This is a genomic window from Nonomuraea rubra, assembly GCF_014207985.1.
In the GTDB taxonomy this organism is placed as follows: domain Bacteria; phylum Actinomycetota; class Actinomycetes; order Streptosporangiales; family Streptosporangiaceae; genus Nonomuraea; species Nonomuraea rubra.
In genome coordinates, this window is the sequence record NZ_JACHMI010000001.1 from 3,082,575 (window position 1) to 3,106,037 (window position 23,463).

At 72.3% G+C, this 23,463-nt stretch carries 20 protein-coding genes; 11 read left to right on the forward strand and 9 right to left on the reverse strand.

Annotated features, from left to right (window positions below):
* The first annotated feature begins 3 nt into the window (after positions 1 to 3).
* Complete coding sequence (locus HD593_RS14020) at positions 4 to 1,209, forward strand: ROK family transcriptional regulator (protein ID WP_185102591.1); 1,206 nt, start codon at positions 4 to 6, stop codon at positions 1,207 to 1,209.
* Between the two features lie 6 nt (positions 1,210 to 1,215).
* Here the strand turns inward: HD593_RS14020 and HD593_RS14025 are convergent, their stop codons facing one another.
* Genes HD593_RS14025 through HD593_RS14035 form a run of 3 tightly spaced genes read right to left on the reverse strand, consistent with a single transcriptional unit; the run spans position 1,216 to position 3,753 of the window.
* Complete coding sequence (locus HD593_RS14025; protein WP_185102592.1) at positions 1,216 to 1,965, reverse strand: neutral zinc metallopeptidase; 750 nt, start codon at positions 1,963 to 1,965, stop codon at positions 1,216 to 1,218.
* 36 nt (positions 1,966 to 2,001) lie between these two features.
* Positions 2,002 to 2,811: a neutral zinc metallopeptidase gene (locus tag HD593_RS14030; protein ID WP_185102593.1), complete on the reverse strand. Its 810-nt coding sequence runs from the start codon at positions 2,809 to 2,811 to the stop codon at positions 2,002 to 2,004.
* A gap of 54 nt (positions 2,812 to 2,865) precedes the next feature.
* Positions 2,866 to 3,753, reverse strand: a complete 888-nt coding sequence (locus tag HD593_RS14035) for a neutral zinc metallopeptidase (RefSeq protein WP_246546510.1) — start codon at positions 3,751 to 3,753, stop codon at positions 2,866 to 2,868.
* A gap of 133 nt (positions 3,754 to 3,886) precedes the next feature.
* On the opposite strand from HD593_RS14035, the gene dxs reads away from it, so the two are divergent.
* On the forward strand, positions 3,887 to 5,767 hold the full coding sequence (dxs, locus tag HD593_RS14040) for a 1-deoxy-D-xylulose-5-phosphate synthase (protein ID WP_185111830.1): 1,881 nt from the start codon (positions 3,887 to 3,889) through the stop codon (positions 5,765 to 5,767).
* Here the strand turns inward: dxs and HD593_RS14045 are convergent.
* Complete coding sequence (locus HD593_RS14045) at positions 5,715 to 6,350, reverse strand: DedA family protein (protein WP_185102594.1); 636 nt, start codon at positions 6,348 to 6,350, stop codon at positions 5,715 to 5,717. The two genes, dxs and HD593_RS14045, sit on opposite strands and share 53 nt — an antisense overlap.
* A 102-nt stretch (positions 6,351 to 6,452) precedes the next feature.
* Between HD593_RS14045 and HD593_RS14050 the strand changes: the two genes are divergently transcribed.
* The gene (locus HD593_RS14050) at positions 6,453 to 7,925 is read left to right on the forward strand and encodes an amino acid permease (protein ID WP_312903460.1); all 1,473 of its coding nucleotides are present in this window, start codon (positions 6,453 to 6,455) and stop codon (positions 7,923 to 7,925) included.
* Between the two features lie 14 nt (positions 7,926 to 7,939).
* On the opposite strand, the gene HD593_RS14055 is transcribed toward HD593_RS14050, so the two are convergent.
* From HD593_RS14055 to HD593_RS14070, 4 genes are all read right to left on the reverse strand, one after another.
* Entirely contained in the window at positions 7,940 to 8,323 is a 384-nt protein-coding gene (locus tag HD593_RS14055) for an SSI family serine proteinase inhibitor (RefSeq protein WP_185102595.1), read from the reverse strand.
* 121 nt (positions 8,324 to 8,444) lie between these two features.
* A complete protein-coding gene (locus HD593_RS14060; RefSeq protein WP_185102596.1) occupies positions 8,445 to 10,532 on the reverse strand; it encodes a 3-hydroxyacyl-CoA dehydrogenase NAD-binding domain-containing protein in 2,088 nt (695 codons plus the stop codon).
* Complete coding sequence (locus tag HD593_RS14065; RefSeq protein WP_312904437.1) at positions 10,529 to 11,692, reverse strand: thiolase family protein; 1,164 nt, start codon at positions 11,690 to 11,692, stop codon at positions 10,529 to 10,531. The genes HD593_RS14060 and HD593_RS14065 overlap by 4 nt, the downstream gene beginning before the upstream one ends.
* 61 nt (positions 11,693 to 11,753) lie before the next feature.
* Positions 11,754 to 12,482 carry a hypothetical protein gene (locus tag HD593_RS14070; protein WP_185102598.1) on the reverse strand — a complete coding sequence of 243 codons (729 nt, stop codon included), beginning with the start codon at positions 12,480 to 12,482 and terminating at the stop codon, positions 11,754 to 11,756.
* A 206-nt stretch (positions 12,483 to 12,688) separates the two neighbouring features.
* Between HD593_RS14070 and HD593_RS14075 the strand changes: the two genes are divergently transcribed.
* A complete protein-coding gene (locus HD593_RS14075) occupies positions 12,689 to 14,221 on the forward strand; it encodes an LCP family protein (protein WP_312903461.1) in 1,533 nt (510 codons plus the stop codon).
* A 75-nt stretch (positions 14,222 to 14,296) separates the two neighbouring features.
* On the opposite strand, the gene HD593_RS14080 is transcribed toward HD593_RS14075, so the two are convergent.
* Positions 14,297 to 15,028: an SDR family NAD(P)-dependent oxidoreductase gene (locus tag HD593_RS14080; RefSeq protein WP_185111833.1), complete on the reverse strand. Its 732-nt coding sequence runs from the start codon at positions 15,026 to 15,028 to the stop codon at positions 14,297 to 14,299.
* Between the two features lie 75 nt (positions 15,029 to 15,103).
* Here HD593_RS14080 and HD593_RS14085 point away from each other — a divergent pair, with 75 nt between their 5' ends.
* From HD593_RS14085 to HD593_RS14115, 7 genes are all read left to right on the forward strand, one after another.
* Complete coding sequence (locus tag HD593_RS14085; RefSeq protein ID WP_185102599.1) at positions 15,104 to 15,679, forward strand: TetR family transcriptional regulator; 576 nt, start codon at positions 15,104 to 15,106, stop codon at positions 15,677 to 15,679.
* A gap of 110 nt (positions 15,680 to 15,789) precedes the next feature.
* Positions 15,790 to 17,055 (forward strand): hypothetical protein, encoded by a 1,266-nt coding sequence (locus HD593_RS14090; RefSeq protein ID WP_185102600.1) that lies wholly within the window; start codon positions 15,790 to 15,792, stop codon positions 17,053 to 17,055.
* A gap of 237 nt (positions 17,056 to 17,292) precedes the next feature.
* Entirely contained in the window at positions 17,293 to 18,285 is a 993-nt protein-coding gene (locus tag HD593_RS14095; protein ID WP_185102601.1) for a LacI family DNA-binding transcriptional regulator, read from the forward strand.
* Between the two features lie 60 nt (positions 18,286 to 18,345).
* The gene (locus HD593_RS14100) at positions 18,346 to 19,119 is read left to right on the forward strand and encodes a sugar phosphate isomerase/epimerase family protein (RefSeq protein WP_185102602.1); all 774 of its coding nucleotides are present in this window, start codon (positions 18,346 to 18,348) and stop codon (positions 19,117 to 19,119) included.
* A 49-nt stretch (positions 19,120 to 19,168) separates the two neighbouring features.
* The gene (locus HD593_RS14105; protein ID WP_185102603.1) at positions 19,169 to 20,089 is read left to right on the forward strand and encodes an alkaline phosphatase family protein; all 921 of its coding nucleotides are present in this window, start codon (positions 19,169 to 19,171) and stop codon (positions 20,087 to 20,089) included.
* A 75-nt stretch (positions 20,090 to 20,164) separates the two neighbouring features.
* Positions 20,165 to 22,750: a PEP/pyruvate-binding domain-containing protein gene (locus HD593_RS63350; RefSeq protein ID WP_185102604.1), complete on the forward strand. Its 2,586-nt coding sequence runs from the start codon at positions 20,165 to 20,167 to the stop codon at positions 22,748 to 22,750.
* Positions 22,751 to 22,802: 52 nt separating this feature from the next.
* Positions 22,803 to 23,417 (forward strand): class I SAM-dependent methyltransferase, encoded by a 615-nt coding sequence (locus HD593_RS14115; protein WP_312903463.1) that lies wholly within the window; start codon positions 22,803 to 22,805, stop codon positions 23,415 to 23,417.
* Positions 23,418 to 23,463: the final 46 nt, after the last annotated feature.

The following is a 23,463-nucleotide window of genomic DNA, read 5'->3' on the forward strand; positions in this document are numbered from 1 at the left end:
ACGATGCGTGCCGGCCCCTCCCAAGAGGACATCAGGCGCCACAACCTCGGCGCGCTGCTCCGCCATGTCCACCTGGGCGGGCCGATCTCGCGCGCCGAGCTGACCTCGAAGATGGGGCTCAACCGCAGCACGATCATGGCCCTGACGTCGGATCTCACCGCCGCGGGCCTGGTACGCGAGGAGCTGCCGCGCGAGACGGGCCGCGCGGGCCGGCCCTCGCTCGTGGTGCGCCCGGAGTCGGCGCGGGTCTACGTCTTCGCCTTCGACGTGGGCCCCGACCGGCTGGCGGTCGCGCGCGTCGGGCTGGGCGGGGTGATACTCGACCGCCGCGAGACCGTACGCGACCGCGGCCGCTTCGAGGTGGACGAGCTGACCGGCACGCTGGCCGGGTTCGCCCGGCAGATGCGCCGCAAGACCAGGGACGACACGGTCTGCGTCGGCGCGGCGGCGGCCGTGTCGGGCGGCGTGCGCAAGGCCGACGGGGTGGTCACGTTCGGGCCCAACCTGAAGGCCGAGGAGGTGCCGTTCGGCGAGGAGCTGGGCCGCCGCCTCGGCCTCGGCCTGCCCGTCAGCGTGGGCAACGACGCCAACCTGGCCGCCCTGGCCGAGCACAGCCGCGGCGTCGGCATCGCCGTACGCGACCTCATCTACCTGCACGGGGACGTCGGCATCGGCGGCGGCATCATCGCCGCAGGCCACCTGCTCGGCGGCCACGACGGCTACGGCGGCGAGGTCGGCCACATGGTGGTCAACCCGGGCGGGCGCGCCTGCGGCTGCGGCTCGCACGGCTGCCTGGAGGCGGAGGTGGGGGAGCGGGCGCTGCTGGAGTCGGCGGGCCGGGTCTCGGCCGGTCACCAGGGCCGCGACGCGGTGCGCGCCGTCGTGGACGCGGCCGACCGCGGCGACATCGTGGCCCAGGAGGCGCTCAGCCGCGTCGGCGACTGGCTGGGCCTCGGCGTCGCGAACCTGGTCAACATCTTCAACCCCGAGATGGTGATCTTCGGGGGGATGCTGCGGGAGATCTACCTGGGCTCGGCCGCCCAGGTCCGCTCGCAGCTCGCGCTGCACGCCATGGCGCCCCAGCGGGAGCGCGTACGGCTGCGCACCTCGGCGCTCGGGGACGCCGCCACCCTGGTGGGCGCCGCCGAGCTGGCCTTCGCCCACGTGCTGTCCGACCCCCTGGAAGTCCTCGCCCGCGCCAACGCCTGACCCGGCTCAGGCGATCTTGCCTCTGCTCGCCGTCCACGTGTTGCAGAACCCCGTCGCCCCGCCCCGGTACCCCCGGTCCTGCCAGAGCGCCAGGTTGCGCGGCTTGCCGTGGATGTCGCTCTCGTCGGCGTTCCGCACCGCCGACAGCCAGTCCTTCCACGAGATCCCCGGCCTGATCGACTTCAGCGTCGCGCTGTAGAACACCCCGGCGAAGCACTCGGCCTGCATCTCCAGCCGGTGGCTCAGCAGCTTGCGCGCCCCCTCGGTGGCGGGCTCGTACAGGGCGGCCTGCGCGGCCAGCACGCCGATGAGCTGCTGCACGTGGTGGCCCCACTCGTGGGCGACCGAGTGCGCGATGTTCATCCTGAACGGGTCCCGCAGGTCCTGCTTGGTGATCCGGATGACGATCGTGCGCTGGTCGGGGCAGTACTGCGCGCCACTGCTGGTGATCGCCCCGCACACCGAGTCGCCGCCGGTGGTGATCGTCACCTCGGGCGAGCTGTACGGCAGCCCCGCCGCCGCGAACCTGCCCGCCCAGAACGTGTCGGCGCACTTCGCCATCGCCTCGTGGAAGGACCTGAGCGAGGCCACGCTCCCCACGCGGATCGCCGGGACCGCACACTTCTGCGGCACCACCTCGCCGCCCATCGCGCCCATCAGCCCGCTCTGCCCGACCCGTCCCGCGGCGGCGGCCGGCGCGGGAAAGGCGAGACCCGCGACCATGCACACGGCGAACGCCGTGAGGGGAATGCGCACGATCGCGGATCTTAGACCTTCTTATGCGGTTTTGCCTTAGTAGACCCGCTTCTTGGGTGCGGTCCAGGTGTTGCAGGCGCTCGCCGACTGGGCCTTGAAGCCCCGCTCCAGCCAGTACTTGTTGCCGGCCTGGGAGCCGTGGCTCTCGTCACCGCCGTTGCGCACGCCGAGGGCGGCGACCGGGTTGTGGCTGCCCTTGAGCAGGATGCTCCAGTCGGTGTCGGGGCGGCCGAGCGAGTTCCACACGCGGCCGACGAACGCCGCGCTCAGGCACTGGGCCTGCAGCTCGGAGCGGCGCACGCCCTCCATGATCGAGTCGTTGACCTTCGTCTTGTAGTAGAAGCGCTTGGTGGTCTCCTTGCCGATGCCGGTGAGCTCCTGGACGTGGTGGCCGTACTCGTGGGCCAGCACCTGCATCAGTGCGAGGTCGGTCGGCTCCTCGACGATGTCCTCGCTCAGGAAGAAGTACATCCCCTTGTTCTTCTCGCAGTACATCGCCTGCGCCCCCGCCTCGAAGCGGCCACAGGGGGTGTTCACCCCGAGCTTGGTGAACACGGTGAGCTTCGACTTCGTGAAGCGGTAACCCGCCTTCTTGACGATGGGGCTCCAGGCCTTGTCCAGGCACTCCATCACGGCCTGGAAGTAGTATTCGGCCTCTTCGACCGTCCCGTTCTGGACCTGCGGCTCCTCACACGCCGTCACACCCAGCTTGCCCGTCTTGTACAGGGCGTTCTTCGTCAGGACCGGCTTGTACGACGGGGCCGAAGAGGCGGCCGCGGGGGCCGTGCCGGCGAACAGCACGCCGGCCATAGCGCCCGCCATGAGCGCCAATCGAGGGATACGCATGAGAACGCACCCTATTAAAGAGGGAGTTCCAGGTAAAGCGAGACTAAAGAGCTATTAGGTGACATTTCGCGGATTTGCGGCCCAGGTGTTGCATGCGCCGGGAGAGCCGCGCTCGAAGCCGCGGGTCATCCAGGCGGCCTGCGTAGGGCCCCTGCCGTGGTCGTTCTGCGGCCAGCCCTTGGCGCCGTTCTTCCTGAACCAGTTCACCGTGTACGCCCAGTCATCCGGAGTGACCAGCGGCGTGCCGTCCATCGTGCTCATGAAGACCGCGGAGAAGCACTCGGCCTGCAACTCCGAATTGCGCGACAACTGCAGCCTCTTGGCCTTCCCGGCGGTGGTGCGCGCGGTCCAGTAGTAACTCCAGACGCCGGAGACCTGCTGGACGTGATGGCCGTACTCGTGGGCGACCAGCCGGGTGATCCCCAGCGGGAACGGGTTGCGCAGCTGCGCCTTGCTGATCATCAGGTACATCGTGCGGTCGGTGGAGCAGTAGACCCCGTCCGCGCCGGTGTTCCAGGCCCCGCAGGGCGTCCGCACCTTGCCGGTGATGATGCGCAGCCGGGGCTTGGTGAAGGGCAGGTCCGCCTTGCGGAACTGCGCGGCCCACGCCTTGTTCAGGCAGGCCGTCACGCGGGTCAGGAAGCGCCGGTAGGCCGTCATGCTGCCGGCGGGCAGGTCGCCCGGCGAGCAGTTCACGTCGGTGAGCCGCCCGGTCTTGTACAGCGGGTTGGCCACGGCCAGCTTCCTGGACGCCAGGCCCGTCCCCGTCTTCTCGCTGGAGACCTTCGCGGGCGGGGAGGCGTACTGCTGGGCCTCGTTGACGGCGCCCGTGGACGTCGTGGCCACGTCCGCCAGCACCATCACCAGCGCGGCCGCGGCGAGGGCGAGCGCCAGCACGGCCGCCACGAGGGTCAGGAGTCTGCTTTTGGGGACGGAGTTCATAGGTACCGAAAGACTAGGTCAAGATCGGACATATGTGGGTGGATTTGACTCGATGGAGTCAGTGGGGCCTTCGCGAACTAGACTCGGTGGGATCGGCGCAAAAGAGCAGAGGGGAGACGCATCCGTGAGCGGGTTGCTGGGCTCGATCAAGGGACCGCAGGACGTCAAACGGCTCAGTGTCGAGGAGTTGCCGCGGCTGGCGGGAGAGATCCGCGACGTGCTCGTCGACTCGTGCGCCAGGTTCGGCGGTCACCTCGGCCCCAACCTCGGTGTGGTGGAGCTCACCATCGCCGTTCACCGCGTCTTCGACTCGCCCCGCGATCCCGTGGTCTGGGACACCGGGCACCAGGCGTACGTGCACAAGATCCTCACCGGCAGGGCCGCCGGCTTCGAGGCGCTCAAGCAGGAGGGCGGCCTGTCGGGTTACCCGAGCCAGGCCGAGTCCGACCACGACTTCGTGGAGAACTCCCACGCCTCGACCGCGCTGTCCTACGCCGACGGCCTGGCCAAGGCGTTCAAGCTGCGCCGCGAGCACGACCGCACGGTCGTGGCGATCATCGGTGACGGCGCGCTGACCGGCGGCATGGCCTGGGAGGCGCTCAACAACATCGCCGCGTTCAAGGACCTCCCGGTCGTGATCGTGGTCAACGACAACGGCCGCTCCTACTCGCCGACGATCGGCGGCCTGGCCTCCCACCTGTCCTCGCTGCGGGTCAACCGCCGCTACGAGGACATGCTCGACTTCGTCAAGGACAAGATCGGGAACGTTCCCGTCCTCTACGACGCCCTGCACGGCTTCAAGAAGGGCGTCAAGGACGTCCTGTCGCCGCAGGTGATGTTCGAGGACCTCGGCCTCAAGTACGTCGGCCCCATCGACGGCCACGACGAGCAGGCCATGGAGGCGGCGCTGCGCCAGGCCCGCGACTTCCGCGGCCCGGTCATCGTGCACGCGCTCACCCAGAAGGGCCGCGGCTACAGCCCGGCGGAGAACCACGACGAGGACCAGTTCCACTCGCCCGGCGCCTTCGACCGGGCCACCGGCGCGGAGAAGCCCAAGGGCCGCATCTGGACCAACGTCTTCAGCGAGGAGCTCGTCCGGCTCGGCAAGGAGCGCGACGACCTGGTCGCGATCACCGCCGCGATGCTCCACCCGACCGGACTCAACGCCTTCGCCGAGGCCTACCCCGAGCGCATCTACGACGTCGGCATCGCCGAGCAGCACGCGCTGACCAGCGCCGCCGGCCTCGCGCTGGGCGGCATGCACCCGGTCGTGGCGGTCTACGCCACCTTCCTCAACCGCGCCTTCGACCAGCTCCTCATGGACGTCGCCCTGCACCGCCTGCCGGTCACCGTGGTGCTCGACCGGGCGGGCGTCACCGGCGACGACGGCGCCAGCCACAACGGCATGTGGGACCTGTCGATCCTCCAGGTCGTGCCCGGGCTGCGGATCGCGGTGCCGCGCGACGGCGACCGCCTCACCGAGCTGCTGCGCGAGGCCGTGGAGGTCACCGACGGCCCCACCGTGCTGCGCTTCCCCAAGGGCCCGGTCGCCGAGCCGATCGAGCCGGTCGGCAGGCTCGGCCAGATGGACCTCCTGCGGGCAGCGGAAGGCGACCCCGGGGTGCTGCTGGTGGGCGTGGGCCCGATGGCCCAGGTCTGCATGGACGCCGCCGTCCTGCTCGACGCCCAGGGCATCCCGGCCACCGTCGTGGACCCGCGCTGGGTCAAGCCGCTGGACGAGGCGCTGGTGCTGGCCGCGAGCGCGCACAAGCTGGTCGCGGTCGTCGAGGACAACGGCCGCGTCGGCGGCGTGGGCGACGCCGTGGCCCGGCTGCTGCGCGACGGCGACGTCGACGTGCCCGTACGCACCTTCGGCATCCCGCAGCAGTTCCTCGACCACGCCAAGCGGGCCGCGATCCTCGGCAGGATCGGCCTGACCGGCCAGGACCTCGCCCGCCAGATCACCGAGGCGGTCGCGAAGCGGACCTCCTCCGTGGAGCCCGCCCGCCGCTGACCAGCCTGCGGGCCGCGGCGGTGATCCCGAGCACCACGATCACCGCCGCGGCCACGACCGGCAGCAGCCACTCCGCGTGCCGCCGCACGGCCTCCCCGGCGAGCGCGCCGAGCGTCACGTACGTGCTCACCCAGGCCGCGCTGCCCAGCATCGCCCACGGCATGAACCTGCGGTACGGCATGCCCACCGTGCCCGCCACGGCCGGCGTCAGCGCGTGCAGCACCGGCAGGAAGTACGCCAGCGCCAGCGCCCACCCGTTCCGCTCGAACAACTGCTCCGCGAGCACCCACCGGCGCTCCCCGACGCGCCGCCCCAGCCTGCCGTGCCGCAGCCGCGAGCCGTAGCGCCGGCCGAGCCAGTGACCGCCCGACGCGCCCGCGAAGCAGGCCACCAGCCCCGCCCCGATCAGGGCCAGCGCCTCGCCCACGCTGTCGGCCGTGGCGCCCGCCACCAGCAGCAGCCCGTCGCCGGGAGTGATCAGGCCGATCCCGACCGAGGCGTCCAGCGTCAGGAAGACCAGCAACAGTGGTAGCACCACGCCGAGGTCTTGCCCGGCCAGGGCGTCGAGCAGATCGTTGAGCATAGCCTCAGCCAGCTACCCAGATCGCGGAACACCACCGGGATCGTCCCCGATCCCATCCTGAAACGGGCATGATCACTCCTGGCATGGGAAGGATCACTGAGCGTGGACATCTTTCGCACGAAGAGCGTCGAGCAGTCGATCCGCGACACCGAAGCGCCCGAGCACCAGCTCCGCAAACGCCTGACCGCCACGGACCTGACGGTCTTCGGCATCGGCGTGATCGTCGGCACCGGGATCTTCGTGCTCACGGGCCAGGTGGCCAAGGAGATGGCGGGCCCGGCGGTGGCCGTGTCGTTCGTCGTGGCGGGCATCGTGTGCGGGCTCGCGGCGCTGTGCTACGCCGAGTTCGCCTCCACGATCCCGGTCGCCGGCTCCGCCTACACCTTCTCCTTCGCCACGCTCGGCGAGTTCCCCGCCTGGATCATCGGCTGGGACCTGTTCCTGGAGCTGGCGCTGGCCGCCGCCGTGGTGTCGGTCGGCTGGTCGGGGTACTTCGCCTCCATGCTGGCCTCCATCGGCCTGGAGCTGCCCGCCTCGATCGCGGGAGAGGACCCGGTGGTGAACGTCCCGGCGATTCTCATCGTGCTGCTCCTCACCTCGATCCTGGTGGCGGGGATCAAGGTGTCCTCGCGGGTGAACCTGGTCCTGGTGATCACCAAGATCGCGGTGGTGCTGCTGGTCATCGTGGCGGGGCTGTTCTTCGTCAAGGCCGCCAACTACACGCCGTTCATCCCCGAGGCGACGTCCACGGCGCGGGTGGAGGGGCTCAAGGCTCCGCTCATCCAGCTCATCTTCGGCATCACGCCCGTTGCGTTCGGCGTGATCGGCATCTTCTCCGCGGCGGCGATCGTGTTCTTCGCCTTCATCGGCTTCGACATCGTGGCCACCGCCGCCGAGGAGACCATCCACCCGCAGCGCGACGTGCCGCGCGGCATCCTCGGCTCGCTGGCCATCTGCACCGTCCTGTACGTCGCCGTCTCGCTGGTCGTCGTCGGCATGCAGCGTTACAGCGAGCTGAGCACGGCCGCCCCGCTCTCCGACGCCTTCATCTCGGTCGGGCACGCCTGGCTGGCCACGATCATCAGCGTGGGCGCGATCGCGGGCCTGACGACCGTGGTGCTGGTGCTGATGCTGGGCCAGACCCGGGTGCTGTTCGCGATGGGCCGCGACGGGCTGCTGCCGCGCTGGCTGGCCAAGGTCGACCCGCACTACGGCACCCCGGCCCGGCTCACGGTCATCATCGGGCTCGTCACGATGGTGCTGGCGGGGTTCGTGTCGTTCGGGGAGCTGGCCGAGCTGGTCAACATCGGCACGCTGTTCGCGTTCGTGGTCGTGTCGATCGGGGTGATCATCCTGCGGCGGACGCGGCCCGACCTGCCGCGGGTGTTCCGGGCGCCGCTGGTGCCGTTCCTGCCGATCGTGTCCGTGCTGGCCTGCCTCTACCTGATGCTGAACCTGCCGGCGCAGACGTGGCTGCGCTTCGTCGTCTGGATGGTGATCGGCCTGGTCGTCTACTTCGGCTTCGGCTACTGGAACAGCAGGCAGGCCTTCTCCCGGCAGAAGGCCCGCCGCTGACCGCACGGGGATGCTCAGAGAGCGGTGACCGGGCCGGTCATCGCCCGCATGTGGCAGGCGTTGGCGAAGAACTTCGCCCAGTGCACCTTCCTGCCGTACCAGGTGCCCGCGATGACGACCGCGTGCGGCTTGATCTCCTGCGTGCAGGAGGCCTTCGGGGTGACGTTGAGCTGTGACGGCTCGCCGTTCACCTGCCGCAGCAGGCGGCAGGCGGCGCGCGCGTTCGGGTGGGTGCCGCCGACGGGCGCGCAGTGGAGCCAGACCGACTTCACGGGCCCGCCCTTCATCCCGTCAACGATCTTGAGCTTCGCCTTCGGGGGCGGCGCGGCCTGCACGGGCGAGGACGCGCCCGCCAGGAGGGCGGCGCAGAGCGCGAGGGCGCCGGCTGCTCTCATCATGGTTACTCTCCGTTCGTAGGACGGCACCAAAGGCTACGGCGGAGCGCGCGCGGAGGTGAGGAGGTCCGGTCAGGACCTCCTCAAAGAGTCCGCAAAGTCAGGCGGGCACGGACGCCATGAGTCAGGCGGGGACGGACGCCACGCCCGGCGGGAGGAAGCGCGGCTGGGCGAGGCCGGCCCTGTCCAGGTACGGCGTGATGCCGCCCAGGTGGAACGGCCAGCCGGCGCCGAGGATCATGCACAGGTCGATGTCCTGCGGCGCGGCCACCACGCCCTCGTCGAGCATGATCCGGATCTCCCTGGCCAGCGCCTTCAGCACGCGCTCGCGTACCTGCTCGGCGGTGGACGGCGAGGTGCCGCCCGCGAACAGGGCCACCGCCTCCGGGTCGAGCGTGAAGTCCGGCCGGTACACGCCGGGCTTGCCCGACTCGACCAGCTTCGCCATGTTCTCCGAGACGCCGAAGCGGTCGGGGAACGCCTCGTGCAGCGTCTCGGCCACGTGCAGGCCGACCGCCGGGCCGACGAGCTGCAGCAGCGCGAACGGCGTCATCGGCAGCCCGAGCCCGTCCAGCGCGTGCTCGGCCGTCTCCAGCGGCGTGCCCTCGTCCACGGCCGCCACGACCTCGCCCATGAAGCAGGTCAGCAGCCGGTTGACCACGAACGCCGGGGCGTCCTTGACCAGCACCGACGACTTCTTCAGCGACTTGCCCACCGCGAACGCCGTGGCCAGCGTGGCGTCGTCGGTCGAGGCGCCCCTGATGATCTCCAGCAGCGGCATGACGGCGACCGGGTTGAAGAAGTGGAACCCGACCAGCCGCTCGGGGTGGGCCAGGCCCGCGCCCATCTCGGTCAGCGACAGCGAGGAGGTGTTCGTGGCCAGCACGCACTCCGCCGGCACCACGGCCTCGACCTCGGCGAACACCTGCTTCTTGACCGCCAGGTCCTCGAACACGGCCTCGATCACGAAGTCGGCGTCGGCGAAGGCGTCCTTGGTCAGCGAGCCGCTCACCAGCGACTTGAGCCGGTTGGCCTGGTCCTGCGACACGCGGCCCTTGGCGAGCAGCTTGTCCACCTCGGCGTGCACGTACCCGACGCCCTTGTCCAGCCGGGCCTGGTCGAGGTCGGTGAGCACCACCGGCACCTCCAGGCGGCGGGCGAACAGCAGCGCCATCTGCGAGGCCATCAGGCCCGCACCCACCACGCCGACCTTGGTGACCTTGCGGGCCAGCGACCTGTCGGGCGCGCCCGCGGGCCGCTTGGCGCGGCGCTGCACCAGGTCGAAGGAGTAGAGCCCGGCCCGCAGTTCGTCGCCCATGAGCAGGTCGGCCAGCGCCTCGTCCTCGGCGGCGAAGCCCTCGTCGCGGGTGGCGGTCTCCGCCAGCGCGATCAGGTCCAGCGCCCGGTACGGGGCCGGCGCGGCGCCGCGCAGCTTCATGTCCACCAGGAAGCGGGCGTCGGCGACGGCCTTCTCCCAGCCGTCGTGCTCCGCGCGCTCCACGGCGACCTCGCCGCTGACCACGCGGGCCGCCCAGCGCAGCGACTCCTCCAGGAAGTCGGCGGGCTCGAACATCGCGTCGGCGACGCCCAGCTCGTACGCGTCCCTGCCCTTGATCATGCGGTTGTTGGACAGCGGGTTCTCGATGACGAGCTTGACCGCGTTCGCCGGGCCGATCAGGCGGGGCAGCAGCTGCGTGCCGCCCCAGCCCGGCACCAGGCCGAGGAAGCACTCCGGCAGCGCCACCGCGGGCACGCCCGCCGAGATCGTCCGGTACGTGCAGTGCAGCGCGATCTCCAGCCCGCCGCCCATGGCCGCGCCGTTGACGAACGCGAACGACGGGATCGGCAGCTCGCCCAGCCTGCGGAAGACGTGGTGGCCGAGCGCGCCGATGGCCAGCGCCTCCTCGCGCGAGGTCACGGCGGCCGCGCCCTTGAGGTCGGCGCCGACGGCGAAGATGAACGGCTTGCCGGTCACGCCCACCGCCGCCAGGTCGGTGCGCTGCGCGATCTCCGACAGCGCCCCGTTCAGCGCGAACAGGCCGTGCGGGCCGAACGTGTTGGGCTTGGTGTGGTCGAAGCCGTTGTCCAGGGTGATCAGCGCCATCGTGCCGGCCCCGTAGGGCAGCTGCACGTCGCGTACCAGCGCCTTGGTGACGACCTCGTCCGTGTTGCGCTCGCTCAGCAGCGCGCGCCAGGTCTCCATGTTGCTCATGCCAGGTTCTCCCAGATCACGGTGCCGCCCATGCCCATGCCGACGCACATGGTGGTGATGCCGTAACGCACGTCGGGACGCTCGCCGAACTGCCGGGCGAGCTGCGTCATCAGCCGCACGCCGGAGGAGGCGAGCGGGTGCCCGTAGGCGATCGCGCCGCCGTAGGGGTTGACGCGGGCGTCGTCGTCGGCGAGGCCGAAGTGCTCCAGGAACGCCAGCACCTGGACGGCGAACGCCTCGTTGATCTCGAACAGCCCGATGTCGGAGATGTCCAGGCCCGCCAGGCGCAGGGCCCGCTCGGTGGACGGGATCGGCCCGACGCCCATGACCTCCGGGTCCACGCCCGCGAAGGCGTACGACACCAGGCGCATCTTCGGCGCCAGCCCCAGCTCCTCGGCGACCTCGCGAGCGGCCACGACGCAGCCGGTGGCGCCGTCGTTGATGCCGGAGGAGTTGCCCGCCGTGACGTGACCGTGCGGGCGGAACGGCGTCTTGAGCCCGCTCAGCCCCTCCATCGTGGTGCCCGGCCTGGGCGCCTCGTCCTCGACGGCCAGGCCCCAGCCCTTCTCCGCCGTCCTGATCGCGGTCGGCACCAGGTCGGGCTGGATCTTGCCGTCGGCGTACGCCTTGGCGGCCTTCTCCTGCGAGAGCACCGCGTACGCGTCGGCGCGCTCCTTGCTGATCGTGGGGTAGCGGTCGTGCAGGTTCTCCGCCGTCATGCCCATGACCAGGGCGCTCGGGTCGACCAGCTTCTCCGACAGGAAGCGCGGGTTCGGGTCGACGCCCTCGCCCATGGGGTGGCGGCCCATGTGCTCGACGCCGCCGGCGATGGCGACGTCGTACGCGCCGAACGCGATGCCGCCCGCGACCGTGGTGACCGCGGTCATCGCGCCCGCGCACATGCGGTCGATGGCGTAGCCGGGCACGGTCTTGGGCAGCCCGGCGAGCACGGCGGCCGAGCGGCCGATGGTCAGGCCCTGGTCGCCGATCTGCGTGGTCGCGGCGATGGCCACCTCGTCCACGCGCTCGGGCGGCAGGCCGGGGTTGCGCCGGATGAGCTCGCGGATGACGCGGACGACCAGGTCGTCCGCGCGGGTCTCCGCGTACAGTCCCTTCGGCCCTGACCTGCCGAAAGGCGTGCGTACGCCGTCGACGAACACGACGTCACGAGAGGAAGGCACGGATTCGCTCCTCATTGATGGAAGGGGTTCCGTGCCCATGCTACTCGTCAGTAACTACCCCGCAGACGAGGGCGGCGGTGAGCAGCGCGTAGACGACGCCGGTGGCCGGCTCCCACAGGTGGGCGCGGGCTCCGAGCAGGGCCGCGACCGCCACGGCCGCGCCCGTCCAGAGCGCCGCGCCCTCGCCGGGACGCGTGCCGGCGCCCGGGTCCCACGGATCGCCAGGTGATCCCCCCGAGCGCAGGGCACGCGCCAGCATCCCCACGGCGTCCCGTGCCCACCACAGGAGGAACAACACCCCCGCCGCGACGCTGATCAACGACAGCGCCTCGGCGGCCCAGCTCAGGGTGCCGGCGAAGCCGTACAGGGCGGCCTCGCGGAACAGGCGCGGAACGGTCCAGCCGAGCAGGAGCGTCACCGCCCAGCAGCCGGCCACGGCCAGCCGGGTCAGCGGGCGCGCCCTGCCGGAGCGGGCCGCCGCGTACAGCTCCAGCTCCCGGCGGCGTACCAGGCGGGCGCGGGCGCCCCAGGCGTACTGGGTGATCGCCATCACGGGCAGGGCGGCGGCGAAGAGCGCCAGGGAGAGCACGGCCAGCGGCAGCGTCTGTTCCCTGGTCGCGGCCCGGTCGGCGAGCAGCTGCGCGGTGGTCAGCAGCGCGATCGAGGAGGTGAGCGCCACGAGCGCGCCGCGGCGGGCCGCCCTGGCCCTGGCGCGCAGCCCGGCCAGCTCCTGGGCGCCCGGGGGAGGGGCCATCTCGGTCAACAGCATGACCGTCATGATGGCGTCACCGTACGTGGCGACGCCCCGGATTCCCGCGCATTGGATGGAGCCCTCGATCGGGGTGAGAAGGGACTATCCGTGAGGCCATCGTCTCGCCGATGATGAACAGGCGAACAAGCCGAGATGACAGTACTTATCTTGCGTATACCAGTTTGTAGCTATGCTTCGCGATCATGGCGCAAGGGGTGGACCGCGTGAGAGAGCGGCGGAACGAGGGTGGTCACGGACGGCGCGTCGCCCCGTTTCCGCAGCCCAAGACCCCGATGCCGGCTCCGCACTCCCCGCGCTCGCGCCGATCGACGCCGCGGCGCAACCCGCTGACCCCGCTCGGCTGGGTGAGCGTCGCGCTGACGCTGGTGCTGGTGGCCGTCGCGCTCGGCGCGTACGGCTACTACCGCTACCTGGACAACCGCATCCCGCGCGTGCCCATCGATCCGGGCACGACCCGCCCGCCCGACACCGGCGCGCTCAACGTGCTGCTCGTCGGCTCCGACTCCCGCGAGGGCACCAACAAGAAGTACGGCGCCACGACCGTCGGGGCGGGGGAGCGCACCGACACGATCATGGTCCTGCACATCGCCCCCAACCGCGACGCCGCCACCATGATCAGCTTCCCGCGCGACTCGATGGTCATGGTCCCCGACTGCGAGGGCAGGAACGGGGCCGTGCTGCCCGGCGGCCTCCGCCAGATCAACTCCGCCTTCAACGACGGCGGCATCAACTGCACGATCAAGACCATCGAGTCCCTCACCAACATCAAGATCAACCACTTCGTGAAGGTGGACTTCACCGGATTCAAGGGCATCGTCGACGCGCTCGGCGGCATCGAGATCTGCCTGCCCAAGGCCGTCAACGACAAGGAGGCCAAGTTCGTGCTCGGCCCCGGCAAGCACGTGGTCAAGGGCGAGCAGGCGCTGGGCTACGTACGGACCAGGTACTCCCTGGGCGACGGCAGCGACCTCGGCCGGATCGAGCGCCAGCAGATCTTCCTGACCCAGGTGATGAAGAAGGTCACCGACGGCGGCCTGCTCACCGACCCCGGCAAGCTCAACTCCTTCCTCCAGGCCGCCGTCCAGGCCGTCACCGTGGACGAGGGTCTCGGCCTCGACCGCATGCTGGAGATCGGCAGGAGCGTCAGCGGGCTGACGGCCAAGGAGCTCAAGGGCATCACGGTGCCGGTGGAGCCGTACCCGGAGGACAAGGCGAGGGTGCAGTTCGCCCAGCCGGCGGCGCGCGACTTCTTCGAGGCCGTGCGCAACGACACCGACATCAGGACCAGCCCGGCCCCCGGCAAGTCCAGCGCGCCCAAGATCGAGCACGAGCAGGTGCGCCTCCAGGTGCTCAACGGCACCGGCGAGCAGGGCAAGGCCCTCCAGGTCGCGGACGCGCTGGCCGCGCAGGGGTTCGTGGTCACGCAGGTGGGCAACGCCGCGACCACCGGCACCACCACGATCCGGTACGCCAAGAAGGACGCCCAGGACGGCCCCGCCTACGGCGACGCGGTGGCCGCGCGGCTGTCGCAGGACAAGCGCACGCCCGTGCAGGGCAAGGTCAAGGCCGCCACGTCGCAGCCGTACGAGCTCAAGACCCCGCCCGCCCAGGCGCCGGACGGGCCGGTCATCCAGCTCGTCATCGGCAAGGACTGGCCCGGCGTGCGGGTCCAGTCGGCGATCCCCGACGCCCTCAAGGACAAGGTCGTCGACAGCAACACCAACCCCTGCAAGTGAGCGGTGCTCAGGCCGCCACGCCCGCGTCACCGGGGCGGTGCTCAGGCCGTCACACCCCGCCCATCGGGGCGGTGCTCAGGCCGTCACGCCCGCGTCCACCGGGATCGACGCGCCCGTGACGGCCCGGCCGCCCTCGCCCGCCAGGTAGGACACGGCGGCGGCGACCTCCCCGGGGTCGCAGTAGCGGCCCAGCGCGGTGAGCCGCCGCTCCTCGCCGGCCTCGGGCGCGGTGGCCGGGTTCATCTCGGTGTCGGTTGAGCCCGGATTGATCACGTTCGCGGTGATGCCGCGCGGGCCCAGATCCCTGGCCAGGCCCTTGGCCAGGCCGATCAGCGCGGACTTGCTCATCGCGTACGCCGTCCAGCCCGGGTACGGCACCCGCTCGGCCAGGCTGCTGCCGATCAGCACGATGCGCCCGCCGGCTCCCATGTGCCGCGCCGCCGCCTGGGCCAGCACGAACGAGGCCCGCGCGTGCACGGCCAGCAGCTCGTCCACCTCGGCCAGCGTCACGTCCTCCAGCGCCCCGTAAGGCGCGATGCCCGCGTTGCTCACCAGCACGTCGAGGCGGCCCAGCTCGCGCACCGTCCGCTCGACCGCCGCCACCATCGCCTCGGGGTCGGCGGCCTCGGCGGGCACGGTGAGCGCGCGCCCGCCCGCCGCCTCGACCTCCTTCGCCACGCCGGCGGCCCGGTCACCCGCGCTCCGGTACGTGATCGCCACGTCGAACCCGTCACCGGCCAGCCGCCGCGCGACGGCCGCGCCGATGCCCCTGCTGCCCCCCGTCACCAGGGCGACTCTCCTCGTCATCATGACCTCCTTATCCGGAATGCGTTCCGTTTCAGAGATTAAGCGGAACGCATTCCGGATGCAAGCGATGGAAGGATGGTGATCGTGAGACGCGAGCGCACCGACGCGGCCCGCAACCGCGCCAAGATCCTCGCCGCCGCCGAGGCCATCGTGGCCGCCCGCGGGGTGCAGGGCCTGTCCATGGCCGAGGTGGCGGCGGCGGCCGGGGTCGGGGTCGGCACGCTCTACCGGCGCTTCGGCGACCGTTCCGGGCTGGCCTACGCGCTGATCGACGCGCGGGAGCGGGAGTTCCAGGCGGCATTCGTCGAGGGGCCGCCGCCGCTCGGCCCGGGGGCGGAGCCGGCCGAGCGGGCGCGGGCGTTCCTGCGGGCGCTGACGGACCGGACCGTGGAGCAGCTCGACCTGCTGCTGATGGCGGAGACGGCGGGGCCGACGGCGCGCTTCGGCGGCGCGTACGACGCCTATCACGCGCACCTCGTCATGCTGATCGGGCTGGCACGGCCGGAGGCCGACGCCTACTGCCTGGCCGACGCGCTGCTGGCGCCGCTCGCCGCGCCGCTGCTCGCGCAACGGCTCAGGGGGTGCGGGGTGGCGGTCGAGCGGGTGAAGTCCGCGCTCGACGAATTGCTCGCGGGCGTGCTCGCCCGGTGACACTCTGGTGCGATTGTTACTCAGAGTGATTTTAGGGAAACAAGTGAAATTTCCGGACAAGTAGTGGTAGGAAGGGGCGCGGTTACTATTCGTACTAGAGAGGTTCCACCGTGGCACGCGATGAGAACGACAGGCCATACGAGGACGGGCAGGGTAAGTCGTTAAACCCGGAGATGACGGGTGACGTGCTCTCTCCGCGGTGGAGCACCGACGACACGGACGAGCAGCCCGCCATCCAGGTCGTCGGCAACGAGACCTACATCCTGCCGCCCGACAGGGGCACGCCCCAGCTGATCGGTGAGACCCCGCGCGACGTGCTCGACGACCCCGCCCCGGCGCGCGACGTGCTGGCCGGCGACCCGCTGCTCGGCACGTCCGCCTCCTATGATCTCGGTGGCCAGAGCGGGCCGCACGACGTGCTGGGCTCCTACGGGTCCGGTGGGGCTTCCTATGACGAGCTCGGCGGGGCGAGCGGGCCGCACGACGTAGCGGGCGGGGTGGCGTACGACGAGCTGAGCGCGGCGCGCGACGCGCGGACCGGCGCCTCCTACGACGAGCTGAGCGAGCCGCACGACACGCGATCCCCCTACGACGAGCTCGCTGACCACAGCGGGCCGCACCGGGTGGAGGACGACGACGACAACCCCTACCTCCCGCTGGACCGCAGCTACGCCCGCGACGAGGACGCGGAGGAGGACCGCCCCAAGCGCGGCTTCCTGGGCTCGGGCTGGACCGGCGACTCCGGTGACTCCGGCGACTCCTACGACGGGCGCTCGTCCGGAGGCGATGGGGAGGTGCGGCGGCGCACCCGGGTGCTGCTGGTGGCGGCCGTGGCGGTGGTGCTGGTCGGCGTGGGCGCCGGCTGGATGCTCACCGGCACCTCGTCCGACGACCCCTGCGCGGGCGCCCACTGCGCGAGCGCGGGTGAGGTCACCTCGCCGTCCGAGTCCGCCGCGCCGGAGGACACGCCGGTCGAGGAGGCGACGGAGGAGACCCCCGACCCCACGGATTCGGTCACCGACGGGCCGGCCGAGCCCGAGTCCGCAATCCCGACCCCGACGCAGGCGCAGTCCCGCCCCACGCGCGAGCCCGAGTCGCGCGCGACGCCCACCCGCGACAGGACCACCGCCGAGCCGACCCGCAAGCCCACGCGCGAGCCGCAGAGCACGATGAACGACACCGCGGACTCCGGCGGGCAGGACGACGGCGGCGGCGACTCCACGGCCACCACCAAGAAGCAGCAGGAGGAGGAGAGCTCGGGCGACTCGGGCGGCTCGGCGGCCACCCAGCCGCCGGCCACGACCCAGGCGCCGGCTCCCACGCCGACGCAGGAAGAGCGCAAGGGCCTGTTCGACATCCTCTTCCCCTGGGCCTGACGCCCCGGCGCCCGCGAGCCTGACGCCCGCGAGCCCGGCGCGCGCCCGCGAGCCCGGCGCCCCCGAGCCCGCGCGCGCGGGCCTGCCGGTTCGTCCCCCCGGCTCTCTTGGCGCCGGCCCGGTGACGGCTGAGTCCGTCGCCGGGCCGGGCGTTCTGTCGCCGGGGGCGCGGGCATGGCAGGATGCGGATCCAGGTGCCGGTCTGGCAGACTTGGAAACCGCTTTCCGGGAGGTCTCGTGGTCACGCTTGAAGACGTCGCCAAGCAGGCGGGCGTCTCGCTCGCGACCGCCTCGCGGGTGCTCAACGGCAGCACCCGCCAGGTGGGCGCGACCCTGCGGGCGCGCGTCGAGCGGGCCGCGGACGAGCTCGGCTACCGGGCCAACATCGCCGCCCAGACGCTGGCCCGCGGGGCGAGCAACGTCATCGGCATCGTCGTGCACGACCTCACCGACCCCTACTTCGCGGCACTCGCCGACGGCGCCATGCGGGCGGCGGCCACCGAGGGTCTGCTGGTCATGGTGGGCACCACGCACCGCGACCCGGAGCAGGAGATCGCCTACCTGGCCACGCTGCACGCCCAGCGCGTGCGCGCCGTCCTGCTGGTCGGCTCCCGCGTCGCCGACCAGGGCGTCACGAAGCGCCTGCGCGAGGAGCTGGTCCGCTACCAGGCGGGCGGCGGCCGGGCGGCCTGCGTCGGCCAGGACCTGCTCGGCGTCGACACCGTCGCGCCCGCCAACAGGGAGGGCGCCGCCGAGCTGGCCAGGGCGCTGGCGGGGCTCGGCCACACGAGGTTCGCGGTCCTGGCCGGCCCGCCGCACCTGGTGACGGCGGCCGACCGGTGCGCCGGCTTCGCCGGGGCCCTGGACGAGCTCGGGCTGCCCGCCCCTCAGGTGATCCACGGCCCGTTCGACCGCGACGGCGGCTACGCGGCCGCCCAGCAGGTGGGGGACGCGACCTGCGTGTTCGCCGTCAACGACGTGATGGCGGTCGGCGCCCTGGCGGCCTACAGGGAGCGCGGGGTCAGGGTGCCGGAGGACGTCTCGGTGGCCGGTTTCGACGACATCGTCACCCTGCGTGATCACGTGCCCGCGCTGACGACCGTCCGGCTGCCGCTGAAGGACATGGGGGCGCGGGCGCTGGAGCTGGCGCTGAACGAGGACGAGCCGGTCGTGGTCGAGCAGGTCGCCGGCGAGGTCGTGCTGCGGGAGAGCGTCCGGAGAATGGCGTGACGCCTCCGCCCGGCGTCCAGGTTCTGTTCGCCGGCCCGACGACGTGATGTGGAGGATGGGTTGAAGCTGGCGGTCAGCACGCTGGGGATGCCCGGCGAAGGGCTGGACAGGGCGATCGAGATCGCGACCGGGCACGGTTGCCAGGGGCTGGAGCTGCGGCTGCACCCGGACACCGGCGTGCACGCGAGCCTGGACGCGGCGGGCCGGCGCTCGGTGCGGGAGCGCGTCGGGCGGGCGGGCCTGGAGATCTCCGCTCTGGCCGGTTACGCCGGCATCTGCGAGCCGGGCCCGGACGAGCCGGTCGTCGAGGCGCTCCTCGCCGACCTGCGGCTCGCCGCCGACCTCGGCGCGCCCGGCGTGCGGGTGTTCCCGCGCGGCGACGACCTCGCCATCGGCGCCCGCCGCCTCAAGGCCGTCTCCGGTACGGCCGGCGACCTCGGCCGCCGCGTGCTCGTCGAGACGCACGACCGCATGGCGACCGGCGAGGCCGTGGCCGCGCTGCTCGCCGAGGCCGCCTGTCCCGGGACCACCGGTGCGATCTGGGACCTGCTGCACCCCTGGCGGCACGGCGAGCCGCCGGCGCGGACGCTGGCGGCGCTGGCGCCGTACCTGGACTACGTGCAGGTCAAGGACGCGGTCTCGGCGCAGGACACCACGCCCGTGCCCATGGGGGAGGGCTCGGTGCCGCTGGAGGAGGCGGGCGAGCTGCTGCGGGCGGCCGGGTTCGCCGGATGGGTGTCGCTGGAGTGGGAGCGCACCTGGTACCCGCAGGTGGCCCCGGTCGAGGAGATCCTGCCCGGCGCCGCCGAGTGGGTGCGGCGCTTCGCCCCCTGACCGTTCCCGGCCGGATGCGGCAGGTGTGGCGGGTCGCTTAGATGGGGGGATGTCCGCATTTAGAAGCAAGGTGCTCGTCGTCGGCATGGACGGGCTGAGGTTCGACCGGTTGCTCGCCCTGGACGCCCCCGTCCTGGCCGGATTGAGGTCCACCGGTGCGTACGGCACCAGCAGGCTCCCGTACGGCGAAGCCGGGACCCCCCGCACCGAGTCCCCGGGCGAGGTCGTCCCCAAGACCCCCGAGCCGGGCGACGGCGGCCGGGTGATCAGGTCGCGTACCGACTCCGGCCCCGGCTGGTCCTCGATCGCCACCGGGGCCTGGCCGGACAAGCACGGCGTCGTGGACAACGGCTTTGGAAGCCCGCAGTTCCAGAAATTTCCGGACTTCCTGACGCGGGCCAAGCGCGCCCGCCCCGGCCTGACCACCTCCGCGTTCTTCTCCTGGGCCGCCCTGGCCGAGCACGGCGCGTTCGGCCCGGCCATCGACCACCGGTTCGTGCTCGACGGGTACGCCGTCGGCTGGGCCACCGCGGACAAGCAGGTCGCCGAGGCCGCCGAGCGCCACCTGGCCGAGGACGACTCGGACGCGATCTTCGTCTACCTCGGCGACACCGACGAGGTGGCCCACGACCTCGGCCCCCACTGCCCCGAGTACGCCGCGGCGCTCCAGACCCAGGACGCCTACCTCGGCCGCCTCCTCGACACGATCCGCGCCCGCCCCTCGTACCGGGACGAGCGCTGGACGGTGCTGGTCACGACCGACCACGGCCACGTGGACGAGGGCGGGCACGGCGGCACCTCGGACGAGGAGCGCACGGTCTTCGTGATCGCCGCCCGCCTGGGCGCGGACCTCGGCGGGCGCCCGCTCGACGGGCCCCGGCTGGTGGACGTGGGGCCGACGGCGCTGGCCGCGCTCGGCGTGCCGATCGACCCGGATTGGGACCTGGACGGCGCCCCGCTGGACCTCTGATTCATCAGGTGTTGAATTTTTGTCTGGATCGCGGAACACTGGGAGACAGGACGCTGAACGGCAGGAGTACGCACCATGAAGACGGCCCTGGACTTCTCCGAGATCGACGCGGGAATGCTCGCCGAGGCCGGCGGCAAGGCGGCCAACCTCGGCGAGCTGACCAGGGCCGGCCTGCCGGTGCCGCCGGGCTGGGTGCTCACCACGGACGCCTACCGGCAGGTCGCGCAGGGCCTGCGCATCGAGGGTGAGGCCGGCGGCGACGGGCTGGCCGAGCGGGCCAGGCGGCACCTCATGGAGGCGCCGGTGCCGGACGCCGTGCGGGAGGAGATCGTGAAGGCGTACGAGGCGCTCGGCCACGACGTGCCCGTGGCCGTGCGCTCCTCCGCCACCGCCGAGGACCTGCCGTTCGCCAGCTTCGCCGGCCAGCAGGACACGTTCCTGAACGTGGTGGGCACGCAGGAGGTGCTGCTGGCCGTACGCAAGTGCTGGGCCTCGCTCTGGACCGACCGGGCCGTCGCCTACCGCGAGTCGAACGGCATCGACCACGCCGCCGTCCGGCTCGCCGTGGTCGTCCAGGTGATGGTGGACGCCCGGGTGGCGGGCGTGATGTTCACCGCCAACCCGGTGACGGGCAGGCGGCGCGAGAGCGTGATCGACGCGAGCCCCGGGCTCGGCGAGGCCGTCGTCTCCGGCGCGGTGAACCCCGACCGCTTCCGCGTCCACGACGGCCGGATCCTCGAACGCCACGCGGGCGACAAGCGGCTGGCCATCCGCCCCCTGCCCGGCGGCGGAACCGAACGCGTCGAGACCGGCGGCCAGGGCCTCTGCCTGACCGACGACGAGGTACGCGAGCTGGCCGGCCTCGGCGCCCGCGTCGAGGCCCACTACGGCGCCCCGCAGGACACCGAATGGGCCATCGACCACGACGGCACGCTCTGGCTCACCCAGGCCAGGCCGATCACCACGCTCTACCCGCTGCCCGAGCCCACCAGGCCGGGCCTGCGGGTGTACTTCTCGGTCAACGTCGTCCAGGGCGTCATGGGGCCGCTGACCCCGATGGGGCAGTCGGCGTTCCGGGTGATCAGCGGGGGCGGCGCCGGCCTGGCCGGCCACCGGCCCGCCGACCCTCTCGGCGGGGCCGGCTTCGTGACGGTCTCGGGGGAGCGGCTCTGGCTCGACCTCACCACCGCCGTGCGCAGCCGCCCGGGCCGCGCGATCCTCCCGCGCATGCTGGCGCTCGGCGAGGCCCGCGCCGTGAGCGTCGTCGAAGGGCTCTTCGAGGACCCGCGCCTGGCTCCGGCGCACACGTCCCTGCGGCCCTTCCTGCGGGGATTCGCCAGGTTCGCCGGCAACCTCCGCCTGCCAAGCCGCGTCCTGACGGCCCTCACCAGGCCGGACAGGGCCGTGGCCGCCACCGTGCGGACCGGCGAGGTGCTGGACGCCAGGCTCAGGGTGCCCGCCTCCGCGACGCCCGAACAGCGCCTGGACCACGCCGAACGGGTCCTGGCCGGCACCTTCCCGCTGATCATCTCGATCATGCCGAACGTGATCACCGGCTACGCCCTGTTCGCGCTGGCCTCCAGGCTCTCCGGCGTGCCCGTGCCCGAGATGAGCGACGTGCTGCGGAGCCTGCCCCACAACCCGACCACCGAGATGGACCTGGCGCTGTGGGAGCTGGCCACCCGCATCGAGCCGGAGCCGTTCAGGGCGCTGTCCGTGCCCGAGCTGGTCGCCCGCTACCGCGCGGGCGGGCTCCCGCCGGTCGCCCAGCGCGAGATCACCGCGTTCCTGGACGAGTACGGCCACCGCGGCATCGCCGAGATCGACCTGGGCGTGCCGCGCTGGTCGGAGGAGCCCGGCCACATCCTCGGCGTGCTGGCCAACTACCTGCGCCTGGACCAGGGGCTGGCCCCCTCCGAGCAGTTCGCCGACGGGGTCAGGCAGGCGCGCGCGACGATCGCGCACGTGGCGGCCCGCGCCCGGCTCAGGGGCCGGTGGCGGGCCGCCGTCGTGCGCTTCGGCCTCGGCCGCACCCGCCGGTACGCCGGGCTGCGCGAGCTGCCCAAGTTCTACCTGGTCAAGACGCTCGCGGCGGTGCGGCGCAGCCTGCTCGTGGTGGGCGAGCACCTGGTGGGCCTGGGCGTGCTGGACGCGGCCGGGGACGTGTTCTTCCTGGACCTGCGGGAGACCAGGGCCGCGCTCGCGGGCGGCGACCTGCGGGAGCTGGTGGCCGGGCGGCGCGCCACGTACGAGCGGGAGCGGCGCCGCAGGCACGTCCCCCGGGTGCTGCTCTCCGACGGCACCGAACCCGAGGCCCTCCAGGAGCCCCCGGCGGACGGCGCGCTCACCGGCACCGCCGCCTCGCCCGGCACGGTCACGGGCGTGGCCAGGGTGGTGCTCGACCCGATCGGCGCCCACCTGGAGCCGGGCGAGATCCTCGTCTGCCCCTCCACGGACCCGGGCTGGACGCCGCTGTTCCTGACGGCGGGCGGCCTGGTGATGGAGATGGGCGGCGCGATGTCGCACGGCGCGGTGGTGGCCAGGGAGTACGGCATCCCCGCCGTCGTCGGCGTGCCCGGCGCCACCCAGCGCATCACGTCCGGACAGGAGATCACGGTGAACGGCGCCGCCGGAACGGTGACAATCTCCGAAAAATCATGACAAATCGCCAGAAGCCAGGCGCTGGCGTGAGCCGCGGCGCTAACGTGATCATGTGTCAGTGCCGTACTGGAACCACAACGTCCACTACCAGCGCCTGGTCCTGCAGCTCATGCCCGCGGGCTGCCAGCGGGCACTCGACCTGGGCTGCGGCGACGGGCTGCTGGCGAGCAAGCTGGCCACCCGGGCCGCCCACGTCACCGCCGCCGACCGCGCCCCCGAGGCGGTCGCCATGGCCTGCGAGCGCCACGGCGGCCTGGACAACGTCGAGTTCGTCACGGCCGACTACCTCGACGACCCGCGCGGCCTGCTCCCCGAGGGCAAGTACGACTTCGTCAGCGCCGTCGCCGTCATCCACCACGCCGACTTCACCGAGGCCGCCGGGGCGCTGACCCGCCTGCTCGCCCCGGGCGGCCGGCTGGTGGTGGTCGGCCTGGCCAGGAACCGCTCGCCGCTCGACTGGATCATCAGCGGCGCCGGCCAGGTCGCCTCCCGCGCGCTGCGCCTGCGCCACGGCCCCAAGACCGGCCCCGGCAGGGCCGTGCCCGCCATGGACCCCGTCCTGTCCTGGGGCGAGACCGGCCGGCTGGCCCGCCGGGTGCTGCCGGGATGCCGGTTCCGCCGCCTGCTGCTGCGCCGCTACCTGCTGGTCTGGGACAAACCCGCCTGATGGGGCCCATCCTCCGGAAGGAGGATGCCGCGCGCACGATCGGGCG

Bases quoted from the DNA above. Each gene is read 5' to 3' on its own strand.
- HD593_RS63350 (WP_185102604.1), top strand. From the start codon at position 20,165: ATGAAGACGGCCCTGGACTTCTCCGAGATCGACGCGGGAATGCTCGCC.
- HD593_RS14105 (WP_185102603.1), top strand. From the start codon at position 19,169: ATGTCCGCATTTAGAAGCAAGGTGCTCGTCGTCGGCATGGACGGGCTG.
- HD593_RS14030 (WP_185102593.1), bottom strand. From the start codon at position 2,811: ATGCGTATCCCTCGATTGGCGCTCATGGCGGGCGCTATGGCCGGCGTG.
- HD593_RS14070 (WP_185102598.1), bottom strand. From the start codon at position 12,482: ATGCTGTTGACCGAGATGGCCCCTCCCCCGGGCGCCCAGGAGCTGGCC.
- HD593_RS14035 (WP_246546510.1), bottom strand. From the start codon at position 3,753: ATGAACTCCGTCCCCAAAAGCAGACTCCTGACCCTCGTGGCGGCCGTG.
- HD593_RS14045 (WP_185102594.1), bottom strand. From the start codon at position 6,350: ATGCTCAACGATCTGCTCGACGCCCTGGCCGGGCAAGACCTCGGCGTG.
- HD593_RS14020 (WP_185102591.1), top strand. From the start codon at position 4: ATGCGTGCCGGCCCCTCCCAAGAGGACATCAGGCGCCACAACCTCGGC.
- HD593_RS14055 (WP_185102595.1), bottom strand. From the start codon at position 8,323: ATGATGAGAGCAGCCGGCGCCCTCGCGCTCTGCGCCGCCCTCCTGGCG.
- HD593_RS14080 (WP_185111833.1), bottom strand. From the start codon at position 15,028: ATGACGAGGAGAGTCGCCCTGGTGACGGGGGGCAGCAGGGGCATCGGC.
- HD593_RS14060 (WP_185102596.1), bottom strand. From the start codon at position 10,532: ATGAGCAACATGGAGACCTGGCGCGCGCTGCTGAGCGAGCGCAACACG.
- HD593_RS14085 (WP_185102599.1), top strand. From the start codon at position 15,104: ATGGTGATCGTGAGACGCGAGCGCACCGACGCGGCCCGCAACCGCGCC.